This is a genomic window from Leptolyngbya sp. FACHB-1624 (assembly GCF_047649235.1).
Classification (GTDB): Bacteria; Cyanobacteriota; Cyanobacteriia; order Leptolyngbyales; family Leptolyngbyaceae; genus Leptolyngbya; species Leptolyngbya boryana.
Genome location: NZ_CP180258.1, coordinates 1,519,592 through 1,545,062, shown reverse-complemented (window position 1 = coordinate 1,545,062; position 25,471 = coordinate 1,519,592). Strand labels below are relative to the sequence as shown.

Annotated in this window: 22 protein-coding genes; 13 read left to right on the top strand and 9 right to left on the bottom strand. The window is 46.1% G+C overall.

Going from position 1 to position 25,471, the window contains the following annotated elements; translation table 11 throughout:
- The first annotated feature begins 92 nt into the window (after positions 1-92).
- Positions 93-2,687 (top strand): bifunctional aconitate hydratase 2/2-methylisocitrate dehydratase, encoded by a 2,595-nt coding sequence (acnB, locus tag ACMUEV_RS07120; RefSeq protein ID WP_190652788.1) that lies wholly within the window; start codon positions 93-95, stop codon positions 2,685-2,687.
- 59 nt (positions 2,688-2,746) lie between these two features.
- Positions 2,747-3,220, top strand: coding sequence for a hypothetical protein (locus tag ACMUEV_RS07115; RefSeq protein ID WP_190652789.1), 474 nt, complete (start codon positions 2,747-2,749; stop codon positions 3,218-3,220).
- A gap of 89 nt (positions 3,221-3,309) precedes the next feature.
- Here ACMUEV_RS07115 and ACMUEV_RS07110 read toward each other — a convergent pair whose 3' ends face one another.
- Positions 3,310-4,296 carry a DUF2382 domain-containing protein gene (locus ACMUEV_RS07110; protein WP_017289833.1) on the bottom strand — a complete coding sequence of 329 codons (987 nt, stop codon included), beginning with the start codon at positions 4,294-4,296 and terminating at the stop codon, positions 3,310-3,312.
- Between the two features lie 159 nt (positions 4,297-4,455).
- Between ACMUEV_RS07110 and ACMUEV_RS07105 the strand changes: the two genes are divergently transcribed.
- Both ACMUEV_RS07105 and ACMUEV_RS07100 read left to right on the top strand, forming a co-directional pair.
- Positions 4,456-5,118, top strand: a complete 663-nt coding sequence (locus tag ACMUEV_RS07105; RefSeq protein ID WP_190652790.1) for a bifunctional 4-hydroxy-2-oxoglutarate aldolase/2-dehydro-3-deoxy-phosphogluconate aldolase — start codon at positions 4,456-4,458, stop codon at positions 5,116-5,118.
- Positions 5,103-5,534: a lysozyme inhibitor LprI family protein gene (locus ACMUEV_RS07100; RefSeq protein ID WP_190652791.1), complete on the top strand. Its 432-nt coding sequence runs from the start codon at positions 5,103-5,105 to the stop codon at positions 5,532-5,534. The genes ACMUEV_RS07105 and ACMUEV_RS07100 overlap by 16 nt, the downstream gene beginning before the upstream one ends.
- Positions 5,535-5,603: 69 nt before the next feature.
- On the opposite strand, the gene ACMUEV_RS07095 is transcribed toward ACMUEV_RS07100, so the two are convergent.
- The 4 genes from ACMUEV_RS07095 to ACMUEV_RS07080 all read right to left on the bottom strand — a co-directional run bounded on the left by ACMUEV_RS07095 (position 5,604) and on the right by ACMUEV_RS07080 (position 8,594).
- Positions 5,604-6,092: a DUF4383 domain-containing protein gene (locus ACMUEV_RS07095; RefSeq protein WP_017289836.1), complete on the bottom strand. Its 489-nt coding sequence runs from the start codon at positions 6,090-6,092 to the stop codon at positions 5,604-5,606.
- A 207-nt stretch (positions 6,093-6,299) separates the two neighbouring features.
- On the bottom strand, positions 6,300-6,995 hold the full coding sequence (gene plsY / locus ACMUEV_RS07090; RefSeq protein ID WP_190652834.1) for a glycerol-3-phosphate 1-O-acyltransferase PlsY: 696 nt from the start codon (positions 6,993-6,995) through the stop codon (positions 6,300-6,302).
- 134 nt (positions 6,996-7,129) lie between these two features.
- Positions 7,130-8,185, bottom strand: coding sequence for a DUF3086 domain-containing protein (locus ACMUEV_RS07085; RefSeq protein WP_190652792.1), 1,056 nt, complete (start codon positions 8,183-8,185; stop codon positions 7,130-7,132).
- Positions 8,186-8,204: 19 nt separating this feature from the next.
- Entirely contained in the window at positions 8,205-8,594 is a 390-nt protein-coding gene (locus ACMUEV_RS07080) for a DUF3119 family protein (protein WP_190652793.1), read from the bottom strand.
- Between the two features lie 117 nt (positions 8,595-8,711).
- Here ACMUEV_RS07080 and ACMUEV_RS07075 point away from each other — a divergent pair, with 117 nt between their 5' ends.
- Both ACMUEV_RS07075 and ACMUEV_RS07070 read left to right on the top strand, forming a co-directional pair.
- Positions 8,712-8,921 (top strand): hypothetical protein, encoded by a 210-nt coding sequence (locus ACMUEV_RS07075; RefSeq protein ID WP_017289840.1) that lies wholly within the window; start codon positions 8,712-8,714, stop codon positions 8,919-8,921.
- A 329-nt stretch (positions 8,922-9,250) separates the two neighbouring features.
- A complete protein-coding gene (locus ACMUEV_RS07070; RefSeq protein WP_017289841.1) occupies positions 9,251-9,883 on the top strand; it encodes a hypothetical protein in 633 nt (210 codons plus the stop codon).
- A 98-nt stretch (positions 9,884-9,981) separates the two neighbouring features.
- Here the strand turns inward: ACMUEV_RS07070 and ACMUEV_RS07065 are convergent, their stop codons facing one another.
- On the bottom strand, positions 9,982-10,818 hold the full coding sequence (locus ACMUEV_RS07065; protein ID WP_017289842.1) for a metal-dependent hydrolase: 837 nt from the start codon (positions 10,816-10,818) through the stop codon (positions 9,982-9,984).
- A 295-nt stretch (positions 10,819-11,113) separates the two neighbouring features.
- On the opposite strand from ACMUEV_RS07065, the gene ACMUEV_RS07060 reads away from it, so the two are divergent.
- Positions 11,114-11,401: a hypothetical protein gene (locus tag ACMUEV_RS07060; protein WP_017289844.1), complete on the top strand. Its 288-nt coding sequence runs from the start codon at positions 11,114-11,116 to the stop codon at positions 11,399-11,401.
- Positions 11,402-11,517: 116 nt separating this feature from the next.
- On the opposite strand, the gene ACMUEV_RS07055 is transcribed toward ACMUEV_RS07060, so the two are convergent.
- Entirely contained in the window at positions 11,518-13,206 is a 1,689-nt protein-coding gene (locus ACMUEV_RS07055; RefSeq protein ID WP_190652794.1) for an ATP-binding protein, read from the bottom strand.
- A 373-nt stretch (positions 13,207-13,579) separates the two neighbouring features.
- Here ACMUEV_RS07055 and ACMUEV_RS07050 point away from each other — a divergent pair, with 373 nt between their 5' ends.
- From ACMUEV_RS07050 to larB, 5 genes are all read left to right on the top strand, one after another.
- Positions 13,580-15,631, top strand: a complete 2,052-nt coding sequence (locus ACMUEV_RS07050) for a GAF domain-containing protein (RefSeq protein WP_190652795.1) — start codon at positions 13,580-13,582, stop codon at positions 15,629-15,631.
- Positions 15,632-16,011: 380 nt separating this feature from the next.
- Entirely contained in the window at positions 16,012-17,688 is a 1,677-nt protein-coding gene (locus ACMUEV_RS07045) for an ABC1 kinase family protein (protein ID WP_190652796.1), read from the top strand.
- A gap of 68 nt (positions 17,689-17,756) precedes the next feature.
- Positions 17,757-19,541 carry an ABC transporter substrate-binding protein gene (locus tag ACMUEV_RS07040; RefSeq protein WP_190652797.1) on the top strand — a complete coding sequence of 595 codons (1,785 nt, stop codon included), beginning with the start codon at positions 17,757-17,759 and terminating at the stop codon, positions 19,539-19,541.
- Between the two features lie 2 nt (positions 19,542-19,543).
- Positions 19,544-21,325, top strand: a complete 1,782-nt coding sequence (locus ACMUEV_RS07035; protein ID WP_190652798.1) for an ABC transporter substrate-binding protein — start codon at positions 19,544-19,546, stop codon at positions 21,323-21,325.
- A 10-nt stretch (positions 21,326-21,335) separates the two neighbouring features.
- Entirely contained in the window at positions 21,336-22,103 is a 768-nt protein-coding gene (larB, locus tag ACMUEV_RS07030) for a nickel pincer cofactor biosynthesis protein LarB (protein ID WP_190652799.1), read from the top strand.
- A 63-nt stretch (positions 22,104-22,166) separates the two neighbouring features.
- On the opposite strand, the gene ACMUEV_RS07025 is transcribed toward larB, so the two are convergent.
- Both ACMUEV_RS07025 and ACMUEV_RS07020 read right to left on the bottom strand, forming a co-directional pair.
- The gene (locus ACMUEV_RS07025) at positions 22,167-23,384 is read right to left on the bottom strand and encodes an NAD(P)/FAD-dependent oxidoreductase (protein ID WP_190652800.1); all 1,218 of its coding nucleotides are present in this window, start codon (positions 23,382-23,384) and stop codon (positions 22,167-22,169) included.
- A 32-nt stretch (positions 23,385-23,416) separates the two neighbouring features.
- Positions 23,417-23,740, bottom strand: a complete 324-nt coding sequence (locus ACMUEV_RS07020; protein WP_190652801.1) for a hypothetical protein — start codon at positions 23,738-23,740, stop codon at positions 23,417-23,419.
- A gap of 583 nt (positions 23,741-24,323) precedes the next feature.
- On the opposite strand from ACMUEV_RS07020, the gene ACMUEV_RS07015 reads away from it, so the two are divergent.
- The gene (locus ACMUEV_RS07015) at positions 24,324-25,421 is read left to right on the top strand and encodes a response regulator (RefSeq protein ID WP_190652802.1); all 1,098 of its coding nucleotides are present in this window, start codon (positions 24,324-24,326) and stop codon (positions 25,419-25,421) included.
- Positions 25,422-25,471: the final 50 nt, after the last annotated feature.

Genomic DNA, 25,471 nt, shown 5'->3' with positions numbered 1-25,471 from the left:
TTTCGATCGCTACCGCTTGAATCGATGACCGCAAAGCCGCAAAATCTTGTAAAGCTGACTACCTACATCCACACAGGAACTTAAACCCGAACATGCTTGAATCTTACCGCCAACACGTTGCAGAACGCGCCGCTTTAGGAATTCCGCCTTTACCCCTGAGTCCGCAACAAACATCGGAACTGTGCGAACTCCTGAAAACTCCGCCCGCAGGCGAAGAAGAATTTCTCCTCTCGCTGTTGCGCGATCGCGTTCCCCCCGGAGTCGATCAAGCCGCTTATGTCAAAGCTGGATTTTTAAGCGCGATCGCCAAAGGTGAAACCACCAGCCCGCTCATTTCCCCCAAAGATGCCGTCGAACTGCTTGGCACAATGATGGGCGGCTATAACGTGCATTCGCTAATCGACCTGCTCAAGTCTGACAATTCCGAAATCGCAGAAACCGCAACCGCAGCATTGAGCAAAACGCTGCTCGTGTATGATGCCTTCCACGATGTCCAAGAATTAGCGGAAAGTGGCAATGCTTATGCTCAGCAAGTCATGAATGCTTGGGCAAATGCAGACTGGTTTACCAGCCGCGCTCCCTTGCCTGACTCGATTACAGTAACCGTTTTCAAAGTTCCAGGTGAGACCAATACCGATGATTTGTCTCCTGCAACTCACGCTACAACTCGCCCAGACATTCCACTCCATGCCTTGGCAATGCTGGAAACACGACAACCGGGATCGCTGGAAGTCATCGAAGATTTGAAGAAAAAAGGGCATCCCCTCGCGTATGTCGGCGATGTTGTCGGCACAGGATCATCGCGGAAATCAGCGATCAATTCCGTGCTGTGGCATATCGGACAGGATATTCCCTTTGTGCCGAATAAGCGATCAGGCGGATATGTTCTCGGCGGTAAAATTGCTCCGATTTTCTTCAATACAGCAGAAGATTCGGGTGCGTTACCGATCGAATGTGATGTCACCCAACTGAACACAGGCGATGTGATCACGATCTATCCCTACAAAGGCGAGATCACCAATGAATCGGGTGCAGTCATTTCAACTTTCGCACTTAAACCCGACACGATTCTGGATGAAGTGCGCGCAGGCGGTAGAATCCCTCTTCTGATCGGACGCACTTTAACGGATAAAACTCGCACGACATTAGGACTTACGCCGAGTGATTTATTCGTCCGTCCGCAAATGCCTGCTGACACCGGAAAAGGCTTTACCCTAGCTCAAAAAATGGTCGGAAAAGCCTGCGGGTTGCCCGGTGTTCGTCCTGGAACTTCTTGTGAACCGATCATGACCACCGTGGGATCGCAAGATACGACAGGCCCCATGACTCGCGATGAATTAAAAGAACTCGCTTGTCTCGGTTTCAGCGCGGATTTGGTCATGCAAAGTTTCTGTCACACTGCAGCTTATCCCAAGCCTGTCGATCTCAAAACTCATCACGAGCTTCCCGACTTCATCAATTCTCGCGGCGGGGTTTCTCTGCGTCCAGGAGATGGCATTATTCACTCTTGGCTGAATCGGATGCTGCTTCCTGACACGGTTGGAACCGGAGGCGATTCTCATACCCGTTTCCCACTCGGAATCTCATTCCCCGCCGGATCGGGTCTCGTCGCTTTTGCTGCTGCTTTAGGTGCGATGCCGCTCGACATGCCTGAATCTGTGTTAGTTCGCTTCAAAGGAAAGTTGCAGCCTGGTGTAACCTTGCGCGATGTGGTGAATGCAATCCCTTATGTGGCAATGCAGCAAGGAAAGCTCACTGTTTCTAAAGAGAACAAAATCAATGTTTACTCTGGCAAGATTATCGAAATGGAAGGCTTGCCTGATTTGCAGCTAGAGCAAGCGTTTGAACTGACCGATGCAACGGCTGAACGATCGGCTGCCGGATGTACGATCGCGCTTTCGATCGAAACGGTTTCTGAATACCTACGATCGAACGTTGCATTGCTGAAAAACATGGTGGCGCGTGGGTATGGCGATGCGCGTACCATTCTCCGCCGCGTTCGCAAGATGGAAGAATGGCTCGCCAATCCCCATCTCCTGCAAGCCGATGCGGATGCTGAATATGCAGACATCATCGAAGTCGATTTGGATCAACTCAAAGAACCGATCGTTGCGGCTCCTAACGATCCTGACAACATCAAACTGATGTCAGAATGCGCAGGCGATCCGATTCAAGAGGTCTTCATTGGCTCTTGTATGACGAATATCGGGCATTACCGCGCTGCTGCGAAAATTCTCGAAGGTGCAGGCGTTGCCAAAGCGAAGCTCTGGATTGCTCCTCCAACTCGGATGGATGAACAACAACTTCGAGCCGAAGGCATTTATGACATTTTCGTTGCGGCTGGAGCACGGACTGAAGTTCCAGGCTGTTCGCTCTGTATGGGGAACCAAGCGCGAGTCGATGACGGTGTAACCGTGTTCTCGACTTCCACTCGGAACTTCAACAACCGCATGGGCAAAGGCGCACAAGTCTATCTTGGCTCTGCTGAACTTGCGGCAGTCTGTGCGTTGCTCGGTAAGATTCCGACGATTCAGGAATATATGGAAGTCGTGACGACGAAGATCGACCCGTTTGCGGCTGATCTATATCGGTACTTGAACTTCGATCGCATTGCTGGATTTGAGGATGAAGGTCGCGTCCTCTCGAAAGAGGAAGAAGCCAAATTGGTTTCTGCGATCGCGTCTTAGATTCAGACGATTTAGGCATTTTGTTAGAGACGCGACTAATCGCGTCTCTACAAGTTTTTATGATGAAAATTGCATTCTGGTTGATTCCGGCGGAACCCGATCGCACAATTTATCAGTCTCTCATTCAAGATTTCGCGCATCGATACAACGCTCCAACGTTTGCGCCGCACGTTACACTGCATAGTTGCAAAGTTGAGACGTTAAATACTTTTCAAACTGCTGTCGATATCGTTCTAGAATTCGATCAAATTTTATACTCTGATTCATTCACTAAATCATTATTTATTCAGTTCTTTTCAAATTCGCAATTAGATCAGCTTCACGAATCATTTCAGCAAAACTTTGAGTCGCCTTTCATCCTCAATCCACATCTCAGCCTGATTTATGCGAATTTACCAGAATCTGAAAAGCGATCGCTAATCCCCGAAATTCCTCTCAATCCATCGATTCGGTTTGATCAAATTCGTATGATCGAATTGCCTCCATCGATTCAAACCCGCGCCGATGTCGAAAAATTTAGACCCATTGATTAAACCCCGCAACGATCGTTACGGGGTTCGTGCTCGAGCAATTGAACGTCAATCAAATCAGAGACGTTCTCAAGAGAACGCCTCAACTGAATCTACACGCGGCGGCGTGCAGTGTCATCATCCACGATCGGGCGACCTTGAGTATTAACATCCAATTCTTCGCGACGAATTTCTTCTTCGCTGTTCACGATGTCTTGGTCTACCACTTTCTTCACGCGAACTTCTTCACGCACAAACGCTTCTTTCTGAATGTCTGGCGTTTCTTCATACACTTCCATGCGAGCCACTTCACCTTCATGAAATGCTGCTTCGCCCGGAACCGCTGAAGTATTCGTCGGGGTAACGCGCTCCACTACAACGCGCTCTTTCTCAAGCGGCACATCGACGCGAGCCGTTTCCGTCTCAATATGCTTGCCGACAGTCACTTCGCCTGCTTTCATCCGACGCTTGTTCGCAATCAGACGTTCTTCATACAACCGAATGCGATCGTCATGCTGATCCATGTTGTACAAGTCGCGATCCATATCGTAGCGATAGGAATCCCGGTCATACGTTGCAGGAGTTGCACCCATCGACGAACCTGTGTAAGCTGTTCCTTCAGCTTCTAGAGCTGCCGAGCTTTCCAGCGGGCTAGAACCCATTGCGGTTGCCGTCGAACCCATCATCGATGCATCTGTTGTAGTTGTCCCTGCTGCTGTACCCAAACCTGCACCAGTTGCAGAATAATCACCCGATCGATAGACACCCCGAACCCGTTCTTCGTCGTTGTAATCGATCTTCATTTCATCGGTAAATTCAGGCAGTTGCTCAACTTGTTCCTTAGTCAAGCCGGGTGCATAAACGCGATGAGCATTGTAATCAATTTGCGCACGTCCGATCGGAAGCAATACTTTCTTGCCAAAAATCCACGCACCAGTGCTAATGACAAGGTAGCGGAACTTTCCATCTTCATCAACTAGAGCATCATTCACCGAACCAATTTTGTCATCTCCACTATAGAGATCCAAATCTTTGATATCGTTGCCATCAAAGTGGTTCCGGTAATCTGGATCAAAGTCTTTAATTCTGTATAAAACCATTGTTGATATCTCCTTTCTGAACATGTTTTTTAGCTTAAGAGTTTCAATTTTTTCCTTCGTCCTTCTAATGACCGAACTGACTCTTCCTAATGAGTGAAATCGGCTAGAATGATATTTTTTGAAATTAGAAAATTTGCGTTATTTTTTGCTGAATTTGTAATGGAAGATCAAGCCTGGTTGAACTTACTTGAAAAAGAGCGATCGATTAGTATTATTCGCGCCCCGAATTTCCAAATGGGGCTGCAAATGGCAAAAACTGCGATCTTAGGGGGAATGAGATTAATCGAAATTTCTTGGAATACAGATGCCTCGACTGAATTAGTTTCTCAATTGCGATCGATGTTTCCTGATTGCACAATTGGGGTTGGCACAATTCTCGCTGCATCTGATTTAAAGAATGCGATCGCCGCAGGGGCACAGTTCGCATTCATGCCTCATACAGACTTTGATTTAATTGCGATCGCCAAACGTCAAGAGATCCCGATTATTCCGGGTGCATTCACGCCGACTGAGATTATGACTGCCTGGAATGCAAAAGCGAGCTGTGTCAAAGTTTTTCCAATTCCCTCGGTCAGTTATCTCAAAGCAGTGCGAGCGCCGCTCGGACATATTCCGATGATCCCCACAGGAGGCGTGACGATCGAGAATGCAAAATCTTTGATTCAAGCTGGTGCGATCGCGGTTGGGATCGGAGGAAACTTATTTCCAAAAATCGCGATCGAAACCGGAAAATGGGAGACGATTCAACAGCAAATTAAACTGCTACTGAAAGATTTACAATCTGAGAACGATTTAGGAATAAATTCATGCAACGAAAGTTAATTGCTCTAGTAATGATTGGGGTAATGAGTACGATTTCTCAGCATGCAACAGCTCAAAATAAACCTACCCCCTCAGAGAATTTACCAAGAAACATTCGAGTAGATTGTAAGAATCAGCAAACGCAATTTGATATGAATTTTTGCGCGAATCAGCAAGCAAGAGCTGCCGATCGCAAACTCAATCAGGCGTATCAAACCTTAATCCGCAGCTACAAAGGAACCCGTCGCGAATCGCAATTGGTCGCAGCACAACAAGCCTGGATTAAGTTCCGAGATACAAATTGTACATTCACGAGTGCTGCGTATGAGGGTGGCTCAATTCAGCCGATGGTTTATTCCAATTGCATTGAGAAAATGACCAACGATCGAACTAAGCAACTCGAAGACTTTGCGAAGAATCGAGAAGGCATATTCTAACGAGAGCTTGGGCACAAAAAAGAGGCATCACGATGAATGATGCCTTTTCTATTTCCAATCAATGGATTTTTAGGCGTTCGGCGATTCCATTTTGGCGAGTTCAGCAGGCTTCACAAAACCAAAATAAGCGGCTGCAATTCCAGTCAGTAAATTGAACCAAACATTGTTACCGTAAATGGGCATTAAACCAAACGTCGTATTCGTAATCGGCAAAATTCCGAGAATTGCGATCGCAATATAAGAAACTGCAAATCCCTGATTAAACACTAACGAACCACTAAAACTCGTTGCGGCTGCAATCCCTAACAATCCAACGACAATATGAACCGCATTATGGACAAAATTGGTCGGAAAAATGCCAAAGAGATGTCCATATCCATCTGGTGAAATTAATCGCGGTACAACAGCACCCGTCACAGGTGCATCACCTGGAAGTGACATAAAACCTGGAACAAATCCAGCAATTCCAATGAACAAGAAAGTAATTCCAAGGATTAATGCACAAAGCCGTTGGGCATCAATCAATTTCTTAAACATCAAAGCAGAAGACTCTTGCATACTAAAACCTCAGTTATTAAAAACTTTCAGCAAAAACCAATTTGACTAATCCTGAGTTTCTCAATCTTTTCAAGAAACCATGAGCCAGATTCATTTGCTGCCTACTTCTCTATTCAACTCGGCTTTAGCAATCAGAACTCTACCTAAAGGTGTTATCCCGTTGAATTATTTTGTTTGTCTTTTAGTGCAACATCAATTTAACCAACACTAAGCTGATTCACCCGGCGCATTCTCCGCTTCCTCCAGCTTCTGTCCAAGTTTCGGCTCTGTTCCAGCGATCAATCGCTCAATATTCGATCGATGTCGCCAAATCACATATCCGCCACCCGCGATCGCAAATAGCACATACGGCAATGGCTGAGCAAAGAGAATCATCGACACAATCACCGAAACTGCACCCAGAATCGAGCTAATCGACACAATCCTCGTGATGGCGATCGTTAACCCAAACACCCCAAGCGTTGCTAATCCCACCACCCAATTCATTGCCAGCAAAATCCCTAAACTGGTGGCAACTGACTTGCCCCCTGTGAATCCTAGCCAGATTGATTTGCTATGCCCAATTAAAGCTGCCAGACCTGCTAACGTCACCATCACAGGCTGCCAAAGATTAAAATCTAACCCCACAATCTTCGAGAAGTAGAGCCAACCCGGAAGCGTAGTAAACGCATAGTTCACGGCTGCAATCGCTAATGCGCCTTTGGCAACATCAACAGCCAACACCACGATCGCGGGAACTTTCCCAAGCGTGCGGAGCACATTCGTTGCGCCTGTTGAGCCTGAGCCTTCCTGCCGAATATCAATGCCTTTTAGTAAGCGTCCAGCCAGATAGCCGGTCGGAATCGAGCCTAAGAGGTAGGCAACAATCAGCAGCAAAGCATTGTTAATAAACCAGGGAAGCATAGGTAATGAGACCAGTAGAATAATGACAGACTGCGCTTCGACTCCACAAACGCCCGTCTTTCGGTTTTGCTCAACATCCAAAATTGAGATCCTACGTGGGTTGAGCGGAGCCAAAGCTCAAACCCCACGATCGCTTAGAAATAAGATTGCTGTTGAATCATTTGTTGAGGACTCGGTGCAAACGCAAGCAGCAGCGGAAACTGCAACAAGGCAAGACTAATATTTTCTTCTGTTTCATCTACCACGATCAGCGGCAAAAAGCCATCCTTCTCTAACCGTTCTGCTTTTAGCGCCAACTGTTCTGGAGCTTCAAACAAAGTAATGCCGCGATCGCTGCCAAAATCGCTGCGGGTCACTCCCAAACAATCCTGCAATCCGCGTCGCCATTCTCCTAATCGTTCTGGCGAGTTTGCCAAAATTAACGTTCTCACACGATCGCGATGGAGCTTATACAAAATCGAAATTGTCGCCGACGCGATCAAAATATTCTGCAAGCGCGATCCCATCGTTCGCACCGCCCCCCGTCCGCCTTGATCAAAAAACCACGTGGAGACTCGCTCTGCATGAACTGGCTCAAACGTCCGACGTAACTTCCACACCGGACCGTAATAATCGGGCTGATTGCGAAACTGATCAATCACATTGCGAATCTCACGTGCTTGATCTTGAAACTTCGATTCCGCAAACTTCGGAGCCGCGATCGCACTCGGTTCTTCGACCACAGGTTGAGTCGGTGCAACCACCTGAGGTTCTTGAAATTTCGGTAACTCCAACCGCTCAGCAGCGATCGCCAAATCCTGCAAACTTCCGACCAAATAATCCTTAAAACTCTGCACCCGAATTGCGATTTCCTGAGATGTTCCAGCGAAACTGGTTTTCATCTCATTGCGAATCCGTTCTTGTCGGCGTTCGAGTTGTTCGATCGACAATTGCAAAGCCTGTCTGCGTTGCTCCAACTCCGATAAATTCTGCTGAACCACCTGAGCAAGACTATTTTGCGTCGCAACTACCTGAGCTTGAAGCTGATCACGAGTCGTCGTGAGATCCGCGATCTCCTGCTGGATCGCTTGTTCGCGCTGTATCAGATCAGCAATCCGCTCCCGCTCAGGCAGCTTCAACTCAGGCAACACCGCTCCCGTCTCATCCGAGGAGGCATTCTCATCTGCAATTGGCAACTCATCAGAATTCATAAATTACACTCAACAAAAATCAGGCTTTGGGAAAATGCTGCTCTAGACAGATCCGTAACATTTTAGGGTCAAAAATGATCGGCAGAAAATGAATACTTTTAACTTCTCTAAAGTAGAAGAGAATCGGTACAGGCGGCCAGAAGATTTCCCAGTTTTGCCATTCCCGATACGGAAAGCGCCGAATCAACGTTTCCCCTCGATAGACATCTAAATCTGTCGGCGTAAACTTCAGCCGTAGCAGAACCGTCTGAATCAGCAAAAATACTCCAAATAGCGCAATCCCTGCACTGACCCAGATTTGGATCAAGACTAACGGGATGGCAGCCCCAATTAAAACGATCGGAATCACATAGCTCGGAGCAAGTTCTACAGTTTGATCAGCAGTGTCGATCGCGGCAGGGTTCGTCATGGCAATTCTTCAGGTCAAATTTCTCTACCATCTTACGATCGCAGCGACCCACCGACCCAAATCCTGACGGTCTAAGGTACGATCGGGCTTAAAGTCTAACTACAAAGGGTTTGTTGCATGTTTCTGACCGAACTTTCACCGCTCGTCCAAGAGTTTACCCAACAGCCGCTCGCCTTCATGGGGGGACTGTTTACCGGATTCCTCAAATTGAGCCTGACCGAGGAACCCGTCCGAAGCTGGCTCAATCAACAAACAGGTTCAACCACCTACACGACAAACGGACATAGCCCCAACGGGAACGCCCCGAAATCAATCACGATCGAATAGTTCACCTCAGCTTAGGCAATTCTCAATTGAGAATTGCCAGCTCAATTGCTTGTACTTCTAAGTAATAGAAGAAAACAGACGTTCTATCAATCGAAAGTAAACAAATTTCTAAATCTAATTAATAGAATTTCAGGATTCCATAATATCTATAAAAAGAACTAAGTAAAGTCTACAAAAGGGTAGAGCTGAGAGTCTAGATGTCCTATATTTTTCATGGTAGAATTCAATTTATAAGGGTGCATGATCTGTAGCATCAAAACAGATTTAGTTCTGAGTCTTAATAGATTTCTAGCTCATGGTTTTCATCCAGCGATGGTTGGAGTTCTTGTATGAAACTAACAAAATTATCTCGCCCCCAAATGTTTTTCTGTGCAGGGTTACTAAGCCTTGCAGTGCCCGCAGTTGCTCAAGCATCTCCCTTCACGAGCAATTCAGATCAAACCATCTATACGATCGCTCAAGCCTCCGCTGGCACATTTCAAACGCATAAAAGTCCATTAGGATTTCGATTTGATTTTCCAACTACTTACAACTTGGATACTTCTCAAGAATCGAAAGGAACAATCGTACTTCGGAGTACGGTAGAAGCTCCCACAGCAGTCGGAAGTGATGAACCTGCACCTGTCGATAGTAATGTGCAATCTCAATCTTCCCCAGGAGACAAAATTATCGTCGCCGAATTTTCTAATCCTAAACGTTTATCTGCACAGCAGTGGGCAGAACAAAACCGAGATAAATCCTTTTTTGATGGGCGACAAAGTGACTATCGAGCTTACAGTTTCGCGGGTCAGCCTGCAATTTCCTACTCCTGGTGTGGCACCAATAACTGCGGAGATAGCGTAATTGTGCCAAGCCGAGATCGCACAAAAGTATTTGTTCTCAGTGCGCTCTATGAATATCCCGGCAATGCTGTACGCTGGGACTTCAAAAATATGATCGGACGATTCCGCCTGACTCAATAGCTTGCGTGTTCCTTCAAACTCATAGAGACGAGTCGGCGACCCGTCTCTATCAGCGTGTTGAATTTACTGAATCCCTAGCTCGCTAGACAGTAGAAATCTCACAACCGAATTGTTTCTCCGACCTTCATTACCTGCAATCGACTGCCCACTCTTTGCTGCTTCAATTCTGCGGCAAAAGCAGCAGGTGTCCCAGTCAAAGCTGGAAATGTACCGAAATGCATTGGAATCACTCGATCGGGTTTGACATAGCCGACGGCTGTTGCAGCTCGTTGCGGTCCCATTGTGAACCGATCTCCAATACACGCCAACATCAGCGTCACTTTGCGAAACCGCGGAATCAACGCCATATCCGCAAAGACATCCGTATCACCCGTGTGATAAATCGTAGGACCATTTTGTACAGTCACCAAAAAGCCCCCTGGATTTCCTGCATACTTTGCGGGACTGCCATCAGAAGCGATCACCGAACTGTGAATCGCGGGAATAAAGGCAACCTTGACCTCATTATTCAGCAATGAGATTTCGCCGCCAAAATTTCCTTGAGTGTCCAAGGTCACGAGATTTTTTGGATAGCCTGATTCGACTAATGCCTGTCCTAAATCGGCAGTACTGACGAGAGGAGCATTCGTCTTTTTCGCGATCGTCATCGCATCGCCAACGTGATCGAAATGTCCATGCGTCACTAAAATCAAATCGGCACGATTCAGAGTCGCTAAGTCAGTCTTGCCGTTGGGATTCACGGGATTCGTAATCCAAGGATCAATCAAAATGACTTTTCCAGTCGGCGTTGTCAGCTTAAACGCGGATTGTCCATACCAGTGCAATTGGGTTTGTGCGGCTGTAGGGGCACTCCATCCCTGAACAATTGTGCAGAGAATCAGAATTGCAGTCAAACTCACCGGAGCAAGCCATTTTAGAAATCGTTTGAAGTTCATAACTGAAAAGATTGCGTCAAAATACGGAGCGCGCCTATCGATGAATCATGAGGAGTTGCGCGCTGAATCTCCGACGCTATTATGCTGGCTGAATTTGCGCGATCGCATATTGACCCCATAATTTCTTAATCAATTCTCTGGCGATTTTTCCGATAAATTTGCCAAACTTTACGGTTGACAAAAGAACAAGATCTTTGATCATTTCATCGAACAAGATATAATTAGACTCATCACCCCCTGAAACGTCATGTCTGCGATCTGAAGTTGGTAACTGTGCAGTTTGCGGAGTTGAGGAATGAATCGAATGATCGAAAAGTGGTTAACGATCGCTGCACTTGCAGGATGGGTCGCATCGATCGCAGGCTTAGTCGGATTGGCAATTCGAGCAACGGATCCACCAGCAGTGTCCCGTGCTGCTCAGTCAGCGAATGTAAGAGTTCAGAAGGCAGATAGACTTCTATTCGCTTCACCGCGATCTCAGTCTAATTCTGTTGCAGCAACCGTCCCCGTCGATACCTCAAAAGGATATTGGCAGCACTCATTGAAACCGCGATCGCAACCTCAATCGTTGGTCAATAAATAACTTCTCGCCCTTCAGATCCTTCCTAACGCACATCTTTTTCCGGTGCGCAAGCAATCTAAGTTGAGTTAGTGCCGATTGATCGTTCCCCATAAAAACTGCTCAACATCAGGAACAATCTAATCAATGCTTCGCCCGCGAACCGTCTGCGATCGTCGGGGAGCCGCAACGGGTGCAAGCTCAATCTTACGTTCCTGAAGCCGATGCCCTTCAAAATGCTTCTGCCAGAGTTCTGGTGCATTCAACGTCTCACCGCCATGCTTCGTCAAACGCTGCCGCACCTTACATAGCACTGGCGTATTCACGCAAGCCCCAGAAATAATGATCTGTCCCTTGGTCAAAGCAGGCAGTTCTTTCAGCAAATCCCGTCCTGCTGCTTCAACTCCATACTTTAGACTCTCTTGATCCACCGGATTCACAATGCGCATCAAAAACTGACTCATACATTGAGACAGGACATCCGCATCTAACTTACCTGGACGTTGCGTAATTAATCCCATTCCTAAGCCAAACTTCCGCCCTTCGCTCAAAATTGTCCGAATCACTGACTTACAGCGAGAGGGTTCATGAGCAGGGGCAAAACGATGCGCCTCTTCAACCAGAATAAACACGGGGTAGGGCAAGTAATTCTCATCTTGCGGTGAAATGAGTTCTTTCTGAGTACTCATCCGTGCATGATTGACTTGCCGCAGCACTGCCGCACAAATCACTTGCTGTTCTTCTTGACTGATTTCGTTCATTTGCAGGACGGTCACTTGTCCCGGTTCAAATAGTTCTTTTGGGCTAACCGTGTGTTCCACATTATGAAAATAGTCCGATCGCTCAATCTTCTCCAATTTCCATTCCAAAGCTGGAGCAGATGATCCCGTCTTTTCATTGCCATCGTCATCGACCTGCACATCGGCTTCTCGAACGGCTGCGATTAGATCTTGAATACCCCAACGATAATCTCCTTTGCGATGTCGCTGCAAAATCCGAAAGGCTTTGCTCAACATAGCTTGTTGACGATCGCTCATTTCCGGCAGTAATGCCAAAATATCGTAGTAATCTAGCGAAGACACTCGAATCCTCACTTCTTCCGGTGTCATCACTTTCACTTTGGGAGCATAGCCATCTGCTGATTTAAATGCTGGATGCCCCCGCATATCTGTCAGCGTTCCATACTCTCCATGCGGATCAAAAATTAAAACCGCCGCTCGATTGTGGGGAAGGAGCAACTCTTCTACCAGAACTCCAGCCGTATAGGATTTCCCTGAGCCAGTTCCCGCCAGAATCGCCATATGGGTACTAACTAATTCTTTGACATCTAATGCGATCGGCACAGAGCCGACTTCTCTCAACAAAAGTGAGCCAATATGAGCTGATCCCACCGACTGAGGCTGACGACGATTTAAGATCTCCCTTAGCATCTCGTCACTTGCCAACACTACTTTTGCGCCTGGATCTGGACTTTTTCGCGGATTCATAAATCCCAGCGACGGATCGAAATAACCGATCACATCCACTGCAACTTCATAGATCTCCGGATGCTCGTACGTAAATCCGACAAGAGCCGCGATCGCTTCTGGACTAATCTCAGTGTCCGCAAAAATGCGATCAGGTAAGTGATCAATGAGTCTTCGATCCGAGATCTTACCGAGGATTTTACGGAGAAGCCCAGCTTCATAAACTTCATAATAGACATACTCGCCAATTCGCACATGGCGGTTATCAGACGTAATGAAAACATACTGATTGCCGTTTTCACCCGGTCCCTTTACCGTACCGACAACGCTGATTGGATTGGCAGTTCCAGGCTCTAAATTCATAAGATCCAAGGCGAATTATCGTGGAATAGAGAGGCAGTGCAAGCTTCGTTCAAGTGTACTATGTCTAAGAAAAAAAGGTGTGAAATCCTTTGAATTGCTTTATAGAGCGCAACTTCACATCGTCTTCATGTGGAAATGCATAAATTTTTGAGAATTTAGTCAATCAAGAACAGCAATCGAGGGAAATTACGGATACTTTCAAAGCGTTAAGACGCTAATCTGAAAGCGATGGTCTAACGAAATGCAAGATAGGTAAAATCTTACCTAGTTTATTTTTCGTATACAGAGCCATGCGCTTCCCGTAACGGATTCCGAAAGAGATTTGTGATGGGAGATTCCTGAAAAAGTAATGCAACGATAGGCATGTAGCAGGATGCAAGCAAAAGTTTCGCGATCGAGACCGACAGAATCTCAGGAAGTTGTGGGGCGAGTCATGGATGTTGTCAACACTACAAGAGAAGAAGCCCTTCGGATCGAAACTGATCGACTAACTTCTTTGTCTACCCATCCGGTTGAAACTGTGCCGCATTCCAGCCCTCTCGTTTCTAGTTTGGCAAGTGTCGGACGCAAGATTACTACAGCTCTCGCTCACGCCACTCAGAGCGAAACAGTTCTTGTGGAAATTGCAGCGTTGCTAGGAGAAGCTTATGGGGTTCAAGCTTGTATCATTTCAAATCAGGGTGAACCTTATTCCAAGTCATTGACTGCTTGGTTTGCCAAGACGCACCTTAGCGCCAACCAACAGGGCGAAATTCTGGCAAACTATGGCATGATTCAGGCTGCGACGCTGGAACGTTCCAGCTTATTTGTCTCCGATTTGAACCTCAGCGAAATTAACAGCATATCGAAAGCGCTGCCAATTCGAGGCGTACTCAGCTTACCAACTCAATTTCAGGGACACATCAACGGTGTGATCAGCTTGCTGACAGCACAGGCGCATCGCTGGTCAGACTTGGAAATCGAAACGTTGACTCAAGTTGTTGATCACATTGCGATTGCACTCACCCAACTCACCCTTCAGCGCAAAGTCGCAAAACAGTCGCAATCGCAAGCGCTATTGCGAGAAGTCTCGATCGCGATTCAGAACTCAGTCGATGTGCCTCAAATCCAAGTCATGGTACTAGAGGGACTAGCTCGTACCCTTGAAATCGATCGAGCCTTTGTCCTGCGCACCAAGTTTTGGGATCCACGGCATAGCTTGCGGGCAAAGAGCGATCGAGTTCCGAAAGCGCGCGTGATGATTGACAGCGAGTGGAACCGTGACCCAATTGAGGTCGATGAGTCAGAAACGCCGCTCAGCCAGTCTTTCTGGATTACAGACTGCGCGGTTTGCCAGAGTGCGTTTCTGAGTCCAGCTAAATTTTTTGCCTTCAGCAATTCAGGTAAGTTTCCCAGTAACCTAGAAACTGCGCCAATTTTTGATGCTGAGAAAATGCCTGCACTGTTACTAGTTCCTTTAGAAAGCAAGAATCGCCTGTTAGGATTTATCGCTCTTCAACAAAAAGAACCCCGCGCCTGGCAACCCGAAGAAGTCGAACTCGTCGAACTTGTCAGCGCTCAAATCAGCACTGCAATTATTCAAACCGAAACGCTGCGACAAGTTGAATCTCTTGTTGAGGAAAGAACAGCGCAACTTCAGCAAAGTCTAGAACTGCAAGCCAAACTCTACGAGATCACCCGCAAACAAATCGAGAAACTGCGGGAAATGAATCAGCGAATGGATGAGTTTCTCAGCACACTTAGCCATGAACTGCGCACGCCGCTCACAAGCATGATGTTAGCCATTCGGATGTTGCAGCAAGCAAATCTTTCTCCTGATCGCCGTCAGCAATATCTCAACATCTTGGAGCAGCAATGTGCTCAAGAAACGAATCTGATTAACGATCTACTTGCCCTTCAAGAGTTAGAAACGAAACAAGTTGCGTTCCAGCTTCAACAAGTGAATGTGAAGGAATTGATGGCTGACTTATCGAATTCCTTTAACCAGCGGTGGTCATCGAAGGGCTTAACGCTCGAACTTGAACTTCCAAAACGCTTGCCCCTTCTCAATACTGATTTAACTAGCTTCAATCGAATCTTGCTAGAACTGCTAACTAATGCGGGTAAATATGCTGATCCGAATAGCATGGTTTACTTACAGGTGATGCCTCAGCCTGGACAGCAAATAAAATTCTCAATCTCAAACATTGGATCAGCGATTTCCGAGGAAGAATTACCCCATATCTTTGACAAGTTCCGGCGTTGTCAAGGAATGACGCAAAATGCAGTTCCTGGAACTGGACTCGGTTTGGCACTGGTCAAAAGTTTAGTCCAGCATCTCAATGGCACGATCGAGGCAACGAGTACGGAGATGGAAGGAACTCAGTCTTACGAGACTTGCTTTACGATAACCTTACCGCAGAACTTGGAAATCGTAGAGGTTTGAGTCAGGAGAACTCCATCAGAAACTCCATTAGATCTGTGATGTCATTTAGGTTTTGACTTTGCCTAACTGGTAGAAAAACTGAAATTGTGTGTTGATCTGAGCCAATATGTATAGGCGATTCAATCCTAATGATCTCGCTCTTGGTTCAGAATTTGGGCGTTTGTAGGAAGAAGCCAGCAATTTTCGATCGCTCCGTACGGCTACGTTTCTCGACGGGTATGCTAAGTTTGGCACTCCGCAAGAAATGCAATGAATGACGAACCAAGAGGGATTTTGTCAAGATTTCTAGCAGTGTCGAATTTTCCCAATGATATTCGTGCAGGAATCTTCTGCTTCTGGAGCAGTTCTTCAACCCTCCAGCGCTATAATAATTTGAAGTTATGTTACAAACTACAGCCTCTAAACCTCTACGCTGGCAACGGCAACTCTCTTCTCCACTGGCTCGGCAGGTGGATATTTCTGTGTCGGCTGCCAAATTGACGTTTTATTTGTGGTGGGATCGTCAGATCGCAAGGCAGTCTGCTCATCACCGCAATCGCCGTGCTCAGTGGTTAGTCGGGACGCTGTTAGATTTAGGACCAACGTTTATCAAAATTGGGCAATCGCTCTCGACTCGAGCTGATTTGCTACCTTTGGAGTATGTCAAAGCATTGGGACAACTTCAAGATCGAGTCCCAGAATTTGATTCGAGCCAAGCGATCGCCATTATTGAATCTGAACTAGGCTATCCGCTGCATGTCTTGTATCGAGAATTTGATTCGACTCCGATCGCAGCTGCTAGCTTAGGACAAGTGCATCGTGCTCGGCTGCATACGGGCGAGGAAGTTGTTGTGAAAGTACAACGTCCGGGGTTAGAGCAACTCTTTGCGATGGATTTTCAGATTGTAGGTCGGCTCGTGCGTTGGATTGATCGCATTGTTCCAACCGCAAGACACTACGATATTTTGGCGATTCATGAGGAATTTTCTGAGATTTTGAATCGTGAGATTGATTATGTGCAAGAAGCGATGAATGCCGATCGCTTTCGACATAATTTTGCTGATCACGATCTCATTGTCGTTCCGAAAATTTATCCTAAGTACACGACGAAGCGTGTGCTGACGATGGAATATGTGCCAGGAATCAAGGTCAACGATCGGCAAGGGTTACTTGCGATCGGGATTGATCCTCGTGAGATTAATCATTTAGGAATTTGTTCGTATCTCAAGCAACTGCTCCAAGATGGCTTTTTTCAAGCTGATCCCCATCCTGGAAATATGGCAGTGAGCCACGATGGAAAGCTAATCTTTTACGATTTTGGCATGATGGCAGAAGTGCAGCCGATCAACCGCAATCAGATGGTTCAGACTTTCTTTGCAGTATTGAAGAAAGATACCGATCAAGTCGTGCAAACGCTGGTGGATATGGGTTTGGTTGAGCCGATGGCAGACATGACCCCCGTGAAGCGAATTGTGGGCGTGTTGGTTGAACGATTTGCGGATAAGCCTGTTGAGATTCAAGCCTTTAAGAGCGTTAGAAATGAACTCTATGCTGTGTTTGAGCAGCAACCGTTCCGATTGCCTGCGCGGATGACTTTTATTATTAAAGCCTTGACGACGTTGGACGGAGTTGCGCGCGATCTTGACCCGAACTATAACTTGTTAGCGGCAGCGAAACCATTTGTGAAGAGTTTGGCGACAATTCCTGCGAAGCAAGGTGGGCTGGGAGAATTGGCGCGGCAGGCGAAGGGATATTTGGCGTATCGCATGACGAAGCCGAATCCCACTCAGACTGCGATCGAGCGATTAGAAGCCCGCTTAGAGCAAGGAGAATTACAAATTCAGGTGCGCTCGATCGAGCAAGAACGCGCCTTGAAAAAGCTCAATCTTTCGCTGAGAGCGTTGCTTTACGCCTGTATTTCAGGATTCGCAGCACTAACTGGAGCGATTTTGCTCGTCGGGAAAGTGAGCGGTTCAATGTTTGCTTTTGCGATCGCAGCAATTGCAGGCTTATTTTTAGTCAAAGCATTGATTGGGTTGAAAATGCGTGACCGTATCGATCGCATGATTGATAATTAAATCGAGCAGAAACCGCGCAAAAGGTGTAGAAAGGATAGAATCACTTTCTAAATGATGCGCGATCGGCTATGAAATTTTCCGCTCTTACAGGTTTTTGGCGGTTTTGGGCAGTGGCAATGGCAGCATTTTGCCTGATATTGGGCATTACGGCTTGCAATCCGCAGGGCTACAAAACACAAGCAGCAAAAGTTCCTCAGCTTGTCGATACGACCCTGAGCGATCCCAAATCATTTAACTATGCGTTGATTAACGAAGATCCAAATGTCGCGGGATTCTTGTATGTGGGATTAATCACAGAAAACGCATTGACCAATGAGCTTGAGCCAGAACTTGCAGAGAAATGGGAACTTTCGCCAGATAAGAAGAAAGTAACATTTACCCTGCGCGAAAACTTGAAATGGTCAGATGGTGTGCCGCTGACAGTCGATGACGTTGTGTTCACGTTCCGGGATATTTTTCTGAATCCTAAAGTGCCAACGGATATTCAAGATGTCCTGCGAATTGGTAAAGGACGGGCATTTCCAACCGTGCGAAAAATCGACGATCGCCGAGTTGAGTTCACCACACCTGAACCGTTTGCTCCCTTTTTGAGAGTGACAGGCGGATTGGCAATTTTGCCCAAACATGCGCTTGAAGAAACAATTCGCAAGACTGGCTCAGACGGCAATCCGCTCTTTTTCTCAACTTGGGGAACGGATACCGATCCGAGGAAAGTGATTTGCAACGGACCTTATACGCTCGACCAATATTTTGCGACACAGCGGATCATTTTCAAACGTAACCCGAACTATTGGAGAAAAGATGAGCAAGGCAATCAGAAGCCTTACATCGAGCGGATTGTTTGGAGTGTGATTGAAAACCAGAATACTGAGCTTCTTCAATTTCGATCAGGTGGAGTCGATATCTCTGAACCGATTCGGGCTGAAGATTATCCCATTCTCAAAAAAGAAGAAAAACGAGGTGATTTCACAGCGTATATTGGCGGCACTCGTCCGATTACGACTTTTATGGCGTTTAACTTAAATCAAGGACGGCGAAACGGAAAGCCTGTCGTTGATCCCGTGAAATCAAAGTGGTTTAACAATCCAAAATTCCGTCAGGCAGTCGCATATGCTATCGATCGAGAACGGATGAACACAAATATCTTCCGAGGCTTGGGAGTCTTGATCAATTCGCAAATTTTGGAGACTAGCCCCTATTATCTCAAGCCCGAAGAAGGCTTAAAAGTTTACCAATACGACCAAAACAAATCAAAGCAACTGCTGAAAGAAGCCGGGTTTAAGCTCAACGATCGCGGACAACTTGCTGACCCAGACGGGAATGTCGTGCGTTTTACGTTGATGACGAATGCGGGGAATGTGGTGCGTGAGTCGATGGTGGCGCAAATTAAGCAGGATTTGAGCCAGTTGGGGATTCAAGTTGATATTAATCCGATTAACTTTGGAGTGTTGTTGGATAAGTTAGATAACACTCAAGAATGGGAATCGTATCTACTGGCAATGGGCGGAAGTAAAGAGCCAAATAGTGGAGCAAACGTTTGGTTGCCGGAAAGTAGATCGCATAGTTTTAATCAATCGAGTGCACCTGGAAAACCGCCGCTTGAAGGTCGGGTTGTTGCAGATTGGGAAGCGGAAATTGGGCGATTATATGTCGAAGGTGCTCAAGAATTAGATGAAGCAAAACGGAAGGAAATTTACGGAAAGATTCAGAAAATTTCACAAGAATATTTGCCTTGGATTCCACTTGTGAATGCGCGTGTGATGGCTGTGGTTCGCAATCGGATTAAAGGAGTGAATTATCCTGAAAGTGGCGGTGCACTTTGGAATTTGACTGACCTGAGAATTGAGGATTAGTGATGAAAAAGGTCAGAATCCAGATTGGAGTGTGTTTGACGATCGCACTTCTCTTTTTGTCGAGCTGTAATCCTCATCGATATAGAACGGTTGCTGCACAAGTTCCTCAGTTAGTCTTAGCGAGTCCAACTGATCCCAAAACGTTTAACTACGCCAATAATCAAACTTTCCCATCTGTTTTTCCTTTCATTTATGAAGGGTTAACAAGAGAGAATGGTTTAACAGGAGAGTATGAACCTGCATTAGCTGAATCTTGGAAATTCTCGCCTGATAATAAACGAGTCGCTTTTACTTTAAGACCCAACTTGAAGTGGTCAGATGGAAAACCTCTGACGGCAGATGATGTTGTTTTTACCTATCGAGATATTGTTTTTAATCCGTTGATTCCAACGGATCAGAAAGAGAGTATTCAGATTGGAGCGAAAAAGATTTTTCCAGAGATTCGGAAAATCAACGATCGCCAAGTTGAATTCATCTTGCCTGAACCCTTCGCGCCTCTTATTGCTGCGACTGCTGCACCTGAGGGCATTATGATTTTGCCGAAACATGCCTTAGCAGAAGCAATAAATTCAAAACTACCGGATGGAAATCCTAAATTCATTTCAACTTGGGGAACAGACACCGATCCGAAAAAAATTATTACGAATGGGGCGTATGTCATTGATAGCTATAGCCCAAGCCAGCGATTAGTTTTAAAGCGAAATCCGTATTACTGGCGGAAAGACAAAGACGGCAAGCAACTGCCTTATATCGATCGCATTGTTTGGCAATTTATCGAGAATTTAGATACGCAATTGCTGAGATTTCGCTCTGGCGATTTGGATGTGATGGGTGATACTCGACCTTTACGATCGGAGTATTTTTCATTATTAAAGCGAGAAGAAAAACGCGGAAATTTCCAGGTCTTAAATGGCGGCCCTTGGTCGGGTGTTTTGTATCTTACTTTTAATCTCAGTCAGGCAAAAGATAAAAATGGCAAGCCCTTTGTTGATCCGGTTAAATCGCGTTGGTTTAATACCCTTGAATTTCGGAAAGCTGTCGCTTATGCAATTAATCGCGATCGCATTAACACTAATCTATTCCGAGGTTTAGGAGTCGTCCAAAATTCGCCGATTTCGGTGCAAAGCCCATTCACTCTCAAGGAAGGTTTAAAAGCCTACAATTACGATCCGAATCAATCAAAAAACTTGCTAAAGAAAGCTGGATTCAAATATGACGATCGCGGTCAGCTCTTTGACTCAGATGGCAATCGAGTTCGCTTTACTTTACTCACCAACTCGAATAATTTAACTCGTGTTGCAATCGGCGCTCAAATTCGGCAAGATTTAGCTGCAATTGGAATTCAAGTTGACTATAATCCGCTGAATTTTAACGTTTTGATCGATAAAATCAATGGAGCAAGAGATTGGGATGCTCACATTATCGGATTTACGGGCGGAACCGAGCCACATGGACTAGCAAATCTGTGGATGACCAGTGGGGGATCGCATTCATTTAATTTGAGCCAGCAAGTTGGACAGCCGAAAATCCAAGGATATGTAGCAAATGAGTGGGAGAAAGAAATCGATCGCTTATTTATCCAAGGTGCTCAAGAACTGAATCCAGAGAAACGCAAAAAAATCTATGGTGAGTTTCAGAAGCTTGTTCAAGAACAGCTTCCTGTGATCCACTTAGTCAATGACTCTGCAATCATGGCAGTCAGAAATCGAGTTCAAGGATTGAAGTATTCTGGGTTACCCAGTTGGGGACTTTGGAACATTCAAGAACTTAAAATCAAAGAGTAGTACCCTTCACATGACCCATCCCGAAGCACTAAAAGCACTGTTAGATGATGTATCTCAAGGCAAACTGAGTTCAGAAGATGCATTGAGCAAGCTGAGATATCTCACTTATGAGCCAGTTGGAGGTTTTGCTAATATTGATCATCATCGATCGCTGAGAACTGGTTTCCCGGAAGTCATTTGGAGTCCGGGTAAAACGCCAGAGCAAATTGCTCAAATCATGGAAACGATGCGGGATAAAGCGACTGTCATCATGGCAACCCGCATGGAGCCTGAAGTGTATGCTTGGGTGAAAGAAATGGTTCCAGATGCCCTTTACTATGCGACTGCTAAGATTTGCGCGTTAGGTAGTCCAAAAGCTCCGATTTATCCAGGGACGATTGGGATTCTTTCAGCAGGCACAGCAGATCTTCCTGTTGCCGAAGAAGCAGCCATTACTGCTGAACTCTGTGGATTTCGGGTGAATCGACTTTGGGATGTCGGCGTTGCTGGAATTCATCGCTTACTCAGTAATGTGCATGTGTTGACTCAGGCAGATGTGCTAATTGTCGTCGCAGGAATGGAAGGAGCATTGCCGAGTGTAGTAGCTGGTCTGTCAGATTGTGCGATCGTCGCTGTTCCCACCAGTATCGGATATGGAGCCAGTTTTAATGGACTATCCGCATTGCTCACGATGTTGAATTCTTGTGCGACTGGAATTGGGGTCGTCAATATTGACAACGGATTTGGAGCCGCCATGTTAGCAGGTCAGATTTTGAGAACAGCTAGTAAATTGAAGTAAAACTAGCAGTGCGGAGCGAGAAGTCAGAATTTTACAAAACTCCGACTTCTGAACAATCATCACCTAGCTATTGAACGCTGGAAAGAAGTTTGATCCCACCGATTTTTTCAATCGCCGCATCGCCCGCCCTGCCATATCCGTAAATAGTAAATCGCCACACAAAAGCTGAGTAGCATAGCGTGTACTTTTCTCATACTTCACGCCGTACTTATAGCAAACTCCCGTCCACTGGTAAAACACCCGCGCTAAATTCAAAGCTGCATCAAAATTTGCTCCAAACTCGGCGTGAATGCGATCGGTATATTCATCTGCTGCTTGATCAATAATGCTTTGAGCTGCGATCGCACCACTTTTCACCGCATGGAGAATTCCATCACCAAACAATGGATTGATCAATCCTGCTGCATCCCCGACTAGTAAAATCCGTCCTTCATGTAATGGCTCTTTCCCACTCCACGTCGGCAACGGATGAGCGTGAAATTTCAAAGCTGAACGATCGTATTTCAATCCCAACGCATCCATATATTCCAGAATCGTCTTCTGCAACTGTGCGGGTAAATCGCGATCACGTCTCGCATCTTGATTATCTGGACGGAACACACCTGCTCCAATATTCAAATGATCAGCTTTCGGAAAAATCCAGGCATATCCGCGTTTCACCGCACCGTATTCTAAATGAGCAATATCGGGACGTAAATCTGCATGACCATCGCCCCATTGATGTGGATGCTCAATCTCCATTGCTAACGCGATCGCTTTGCGCTTTCTCAACTGAGTTGCCTTTGCAACCACTCCATTCGCGCCATCGGCTCCAATCACATATCGCGCCTTTGCTGTAAATTCTGCTCCTGTCTTAATTCCTTGCGCTCGGACAATCACGCCATCAGGTTCAGGTTCGAGCGATCGGAGTGCAATTCCATCTCGCAACTCGGCTCCAAACTGGCTCGCTCTTTGAGCCAGAGCATTGTCGAAAAGAGGTCGTTGAACCATCCAGAGCGATAAGCGCTCATCGGTCGATCGCGGATTCATCGAAACAAGATAGGGATCTTCAAACTTCCAGGTATGCCGCATCTGGGTAACATCCGACTCGACAAACGCCTCTGGAGCTAAATCTTGTAACTGAGACTGCATCACCATCGGCATCCCGCCACCGCACGTCTTATGACGAGGCAAAAACTGTTTTTCCAGTAGAGCTACAGTGAATCCAGCTTGGGCAAGTTGAGCAGCAGCGATCGAGCCAGAGGGGCCTGCACCGATAACAACGACATCGTAGGTTTGCATGAGCGATCTAGAAAATTGCACCTACTAGACTATCACCGTAAAAGCTGGCTCAGCACTGAATCCATGCCCTGCACTTCTAGTAAAACCTGTTGCTTTTCACGCTCACCATAGGCATCCCAGTTATTTCGCAAATTAATGCCTAATGAGTACCGTTGTCTAGAACAACAAATAATCACCGAAATTCCGCGATCGAGCAATCTTGAGCCTAAGTCATACGCTTGATCTCGACGCTGCGCACTAAAGCTATGAAACTGGCAAAACAACTCACCTTGATAGCTAATTCCATCACAGAGTTGATCGTGAGACCAAAACTTAAAAAATCGACAATCGGATTCATTTGCGAGTAGCAGGTTCATGCAAAATAATAGATCAGCCCAATCATTAAATACTTCAAAGGAAAATTCAGAGTTTCCGGTTCATTGTGCCAGTTTTAGAACATATAAATGTATCTTTTCAATCCAATTGGCGCAGTCAGTGCACCCCCATTTCTTGGGGTATTGAATGTCAAACTCAGGTTGATTCAGTTCTTATTCTTAATACTATTTAATAAAGTCGGGCAACCTATCTATCCTAAGACAGACGAAATATGCAGTTTGTCGCGCAGACATCAAAAAACAGCCTCAGCGATAAAGTTTAAGTAATTTCCACAGTTTCTCTGAAGGAAGGGATCAGACTGTCATAAGGGATCTGGCATTTTCGGCATAAAATTCGCTAAAATCAGCTTTAATTGCCGTGTTTTTACGAGGGTGCTCGGAATTTTGAATCCATGCTTATACGGGGAGCATCGTCACAATTACGGAGCAGGATCGTAATTTCAGATGTCAGTGAGCATCAAAGCGAGTACACCCCCAAAAACGTTCCCATTCGACTGCAATGCAAAACTGCAATGATTCCATCATCAGATCTCAATCGACTCAGCCGCCAGATCGGGGAACCTTCATGAAAATTTTGGTGATTGAAGACGAAAAAGATGTTCGGCTGAATATTCTAGAAATTCTTGCCTCTGGGGGCTTTGACTCCCTGAATGCCGATAGTGGTATGACCGGAATTCAATTGGCAAAGGAGCGATCGCCCGATTTGATTCTCTGCGATATCAAAATGCCTGATTTTGACGGCTACAACGTTTTAGAAGCATTGCGTCAAGATCCAAGCACAGCAATGATTCCGTTTATTTTTCTGACTGCCAAAGCCGATAAAGCCGATATGCGACAGGGGATGAATTTGGGCGCGGATGACTACTTAACCAAACCCTTTCGCCGGGTGGAATTATTAGAGACGATCGCTGCTCGTCTGAAACGGCATAGCGCCCAACTTGAGATTCAGAGAAAGGTCGATGAACTGCAATCCATCAATAGTCAGAAAAACGATCTGCTCAACACGATTACGCACGATCTGCGCGCACCACTCACGACAATTAAAGTGGCGCTGCAATTAATGGATGCGATGCCGGACAATCGGCGGCAATATATCGATATTGCGCTGAATGCGTGCGATCAAGGCGATGAATTGATCCAAAACTTATTAGATTTGTATCAACTGGAATCTGGAGAAGCGTTAGCTCCACCCGAACCGCTCAATTTAAGAGAGCTTTTGCGGAAAACAACAGATGCGTTTCAAGTCAGAACTCGGGATTGTCAACAACTTCTCAAAGTGAATCTTCCCGAAACCTTGCCTGTGATTGTGGCGGATGGAGTCAGTTTGCGCCGAATTCTCGTTGAGCTTTTAAATAATGCCTGCAAATATACACAAAGTGGAGGTGAAATCTGCCTCAAAGTTCGCGAAGGATTGAGTGAAAATCAGACTCCACTTTTGCAATTTACGATCGCCAATCAATCCGAAATTCCGACAAAAAACTTGCCGCATATTTTTGACAAATTTTATCGAGTTCCGGGCAGCGATCGCTGGCAAAAAGGCGGCACAGGACTAGGACTTGCCCTCGTCAGAAAGCTCGTTGAACAGCTTCAAGGCAGTATTATTGTAAAAAGCCAGACTGGGTGGACTACTTTTGTCATCGAACTGCCTTATGAAACTCTTTAAATGAACTTCAGCAAGTCTCCATGAAGTTCGATCAAAATTTAAGTAAAGAT

Bases quoted from the DNA above. Each gene is read 5' to 3' on its own strand.
- acnB (WP_190652788.1), top strand. From the start codon at position 93: ATGCTTGAATCTTACCGCCAACACGTTGCAGAACGCGCCGCTTTAGGA.
- ACMUEV_RS07115 (WP_190652789.1), top strand. From the start codon at position 2,747: ATGATGAAAATTGCATTCTGGTTGATTCCGGCGGAACCCGATCGCACA.
- ACMUEV_RS07110 (WP_017289833.1), bottom strand. From the start codon at position 4,296: ATGGTTTTATACAGAATTAAAGACTTTGATCCAGATTACCGGAACCAC.
- ACMUEV_RS07105 (WP_190652790.1), top strand. From the start codon at position 4,456: ATGGAAGATCAAGCCTGGTTGAACTTACTTGAAAAAGAGCGATCGATT.
- ACMUEV_RS07100 (WP_190652791.1), top strand. From the start codon at position 5,103: ATGCAACGAAAGTTAATTGCTCTAGTAATGATTGGGGTAATGAGTACG.
- ACMUEV_RS07095 (WP_017289836.1), bottom strand. From the start codon at position 6,092: ATGCAAGAGTCTTCTGCTTTGATGTTTAAGAAATTGATTGATGCCCAA.
- plsY (WP_190652834.1), bottom strand. From the start codon at position 6,995: ATGCTTCCCTGGTTTATTAACAATGCTTTGCTGCTGATTGTTGCCTAC.
- ACMUEV_RS07085 (WP_190652792.1), bottom strand. From the start codon at position 8,185: ATGAATTCTGATGAGTTGCCAATTGCAGATGAGAATGCCTCCTCGGAT.
- ACMUEV_RS07080 (WP_190652793.1), bottom strand. From the start codon at position 8,594: ATGACGAACCCTGCCGCGATCGACACTGCTGATCAAACTGTAGAACTT.
- ACMUEV_RS07075 (WP_017289840.1), top strand. From the start codon at position 8,712: ATGTTTCTGACCGAACTTTCACCGCTCGTCCAAGAGTTTACCCAACAG.
- ACMUEV_RS07070 (WP_017289841.1), top strand. From the start codon at position 9,251: ATGAAACTAACAAAATTATCTCGCCCCCAAATGTTTTTCTGTGCAGGG.
- ACMUEV_RS07065 (WP_017289842.1), bottom strand. From the start codon at position 10,818: ATGAACTTCAAACGATTTCTAAAATGGCTTGCTCCGGTGAGTTTGACT.
- ACMUEV_RS07060 (WP_017289844.1), top strand. From the start codon at position 11,114: ATGAATCGAATGATCGAAAAGTGGTTAACGATCGCTGCACTTGCAGGA.
- ACMUEV_RS07055 (WP_190652794.1), bottom strand. From the start codon at position 13,206: ATGAATTTAGAGCCTGGAACTGCCAATCCAATCAGCGTTGTCGGTACG.
- ACMUEV_RS07050 (WP_190652795.1), top strand. From the start codon at position 13,580: ATGCAAGCAAAAGTTTCGCGATCGAGACCGACAGAATCTCAGGAAGTT.
- ACMUEV_RS07045 (WP_190652796.1), top strand. From the start codon at position 16,012: ATGTTACAAACTACAGCCTCTAAACCTCTACGCTGGCAACGGCAACTC.
- ACMUEV_RS07040 (WP_190652797.1), top strand. From the start codon at position 17,757: ATGAAATTTTCCGCTCTTACAGGTTTTTGGCGGTTTTGGGCAGTGGCA.
- ACMUEV_RS07035 (WP_190652798.1), top strand. From the start codon at position 19,544: ATGAAAAAGGTCAGAATCCAGATTGGAGTGTGTTTGACGATCGCACTT.
- larB (WP_190652799.1), top strand. From the start codon at position 21,336: ATGACCCATCCCGAAGCACTAAAAGCACTGTTAGATGATGTATCTCAA.
- ACMUEV_RS07025 (WP_190652800.1), bottom strand. From the start codon at position 23,384: ATGCAAACCTACGATGTCGTTGTTATCGGTGCAGGCCCCTCTGGCTCG.
- ACMUEV_RS07020 (WP_190652801.1), bottom strand. From the start codon at position 23,740: ATGAACCTGCTACTCGCAAATGAATCCGATTGTCGATTTTTTAAGTTT.
- ACMUEV_RS07015 (WP_190652802.1), top strand. From the start codon at position 24,324: ATGAAAATTTTGGTGATTGAAGACGAAAAAGATGTTCGGCTGAATATT.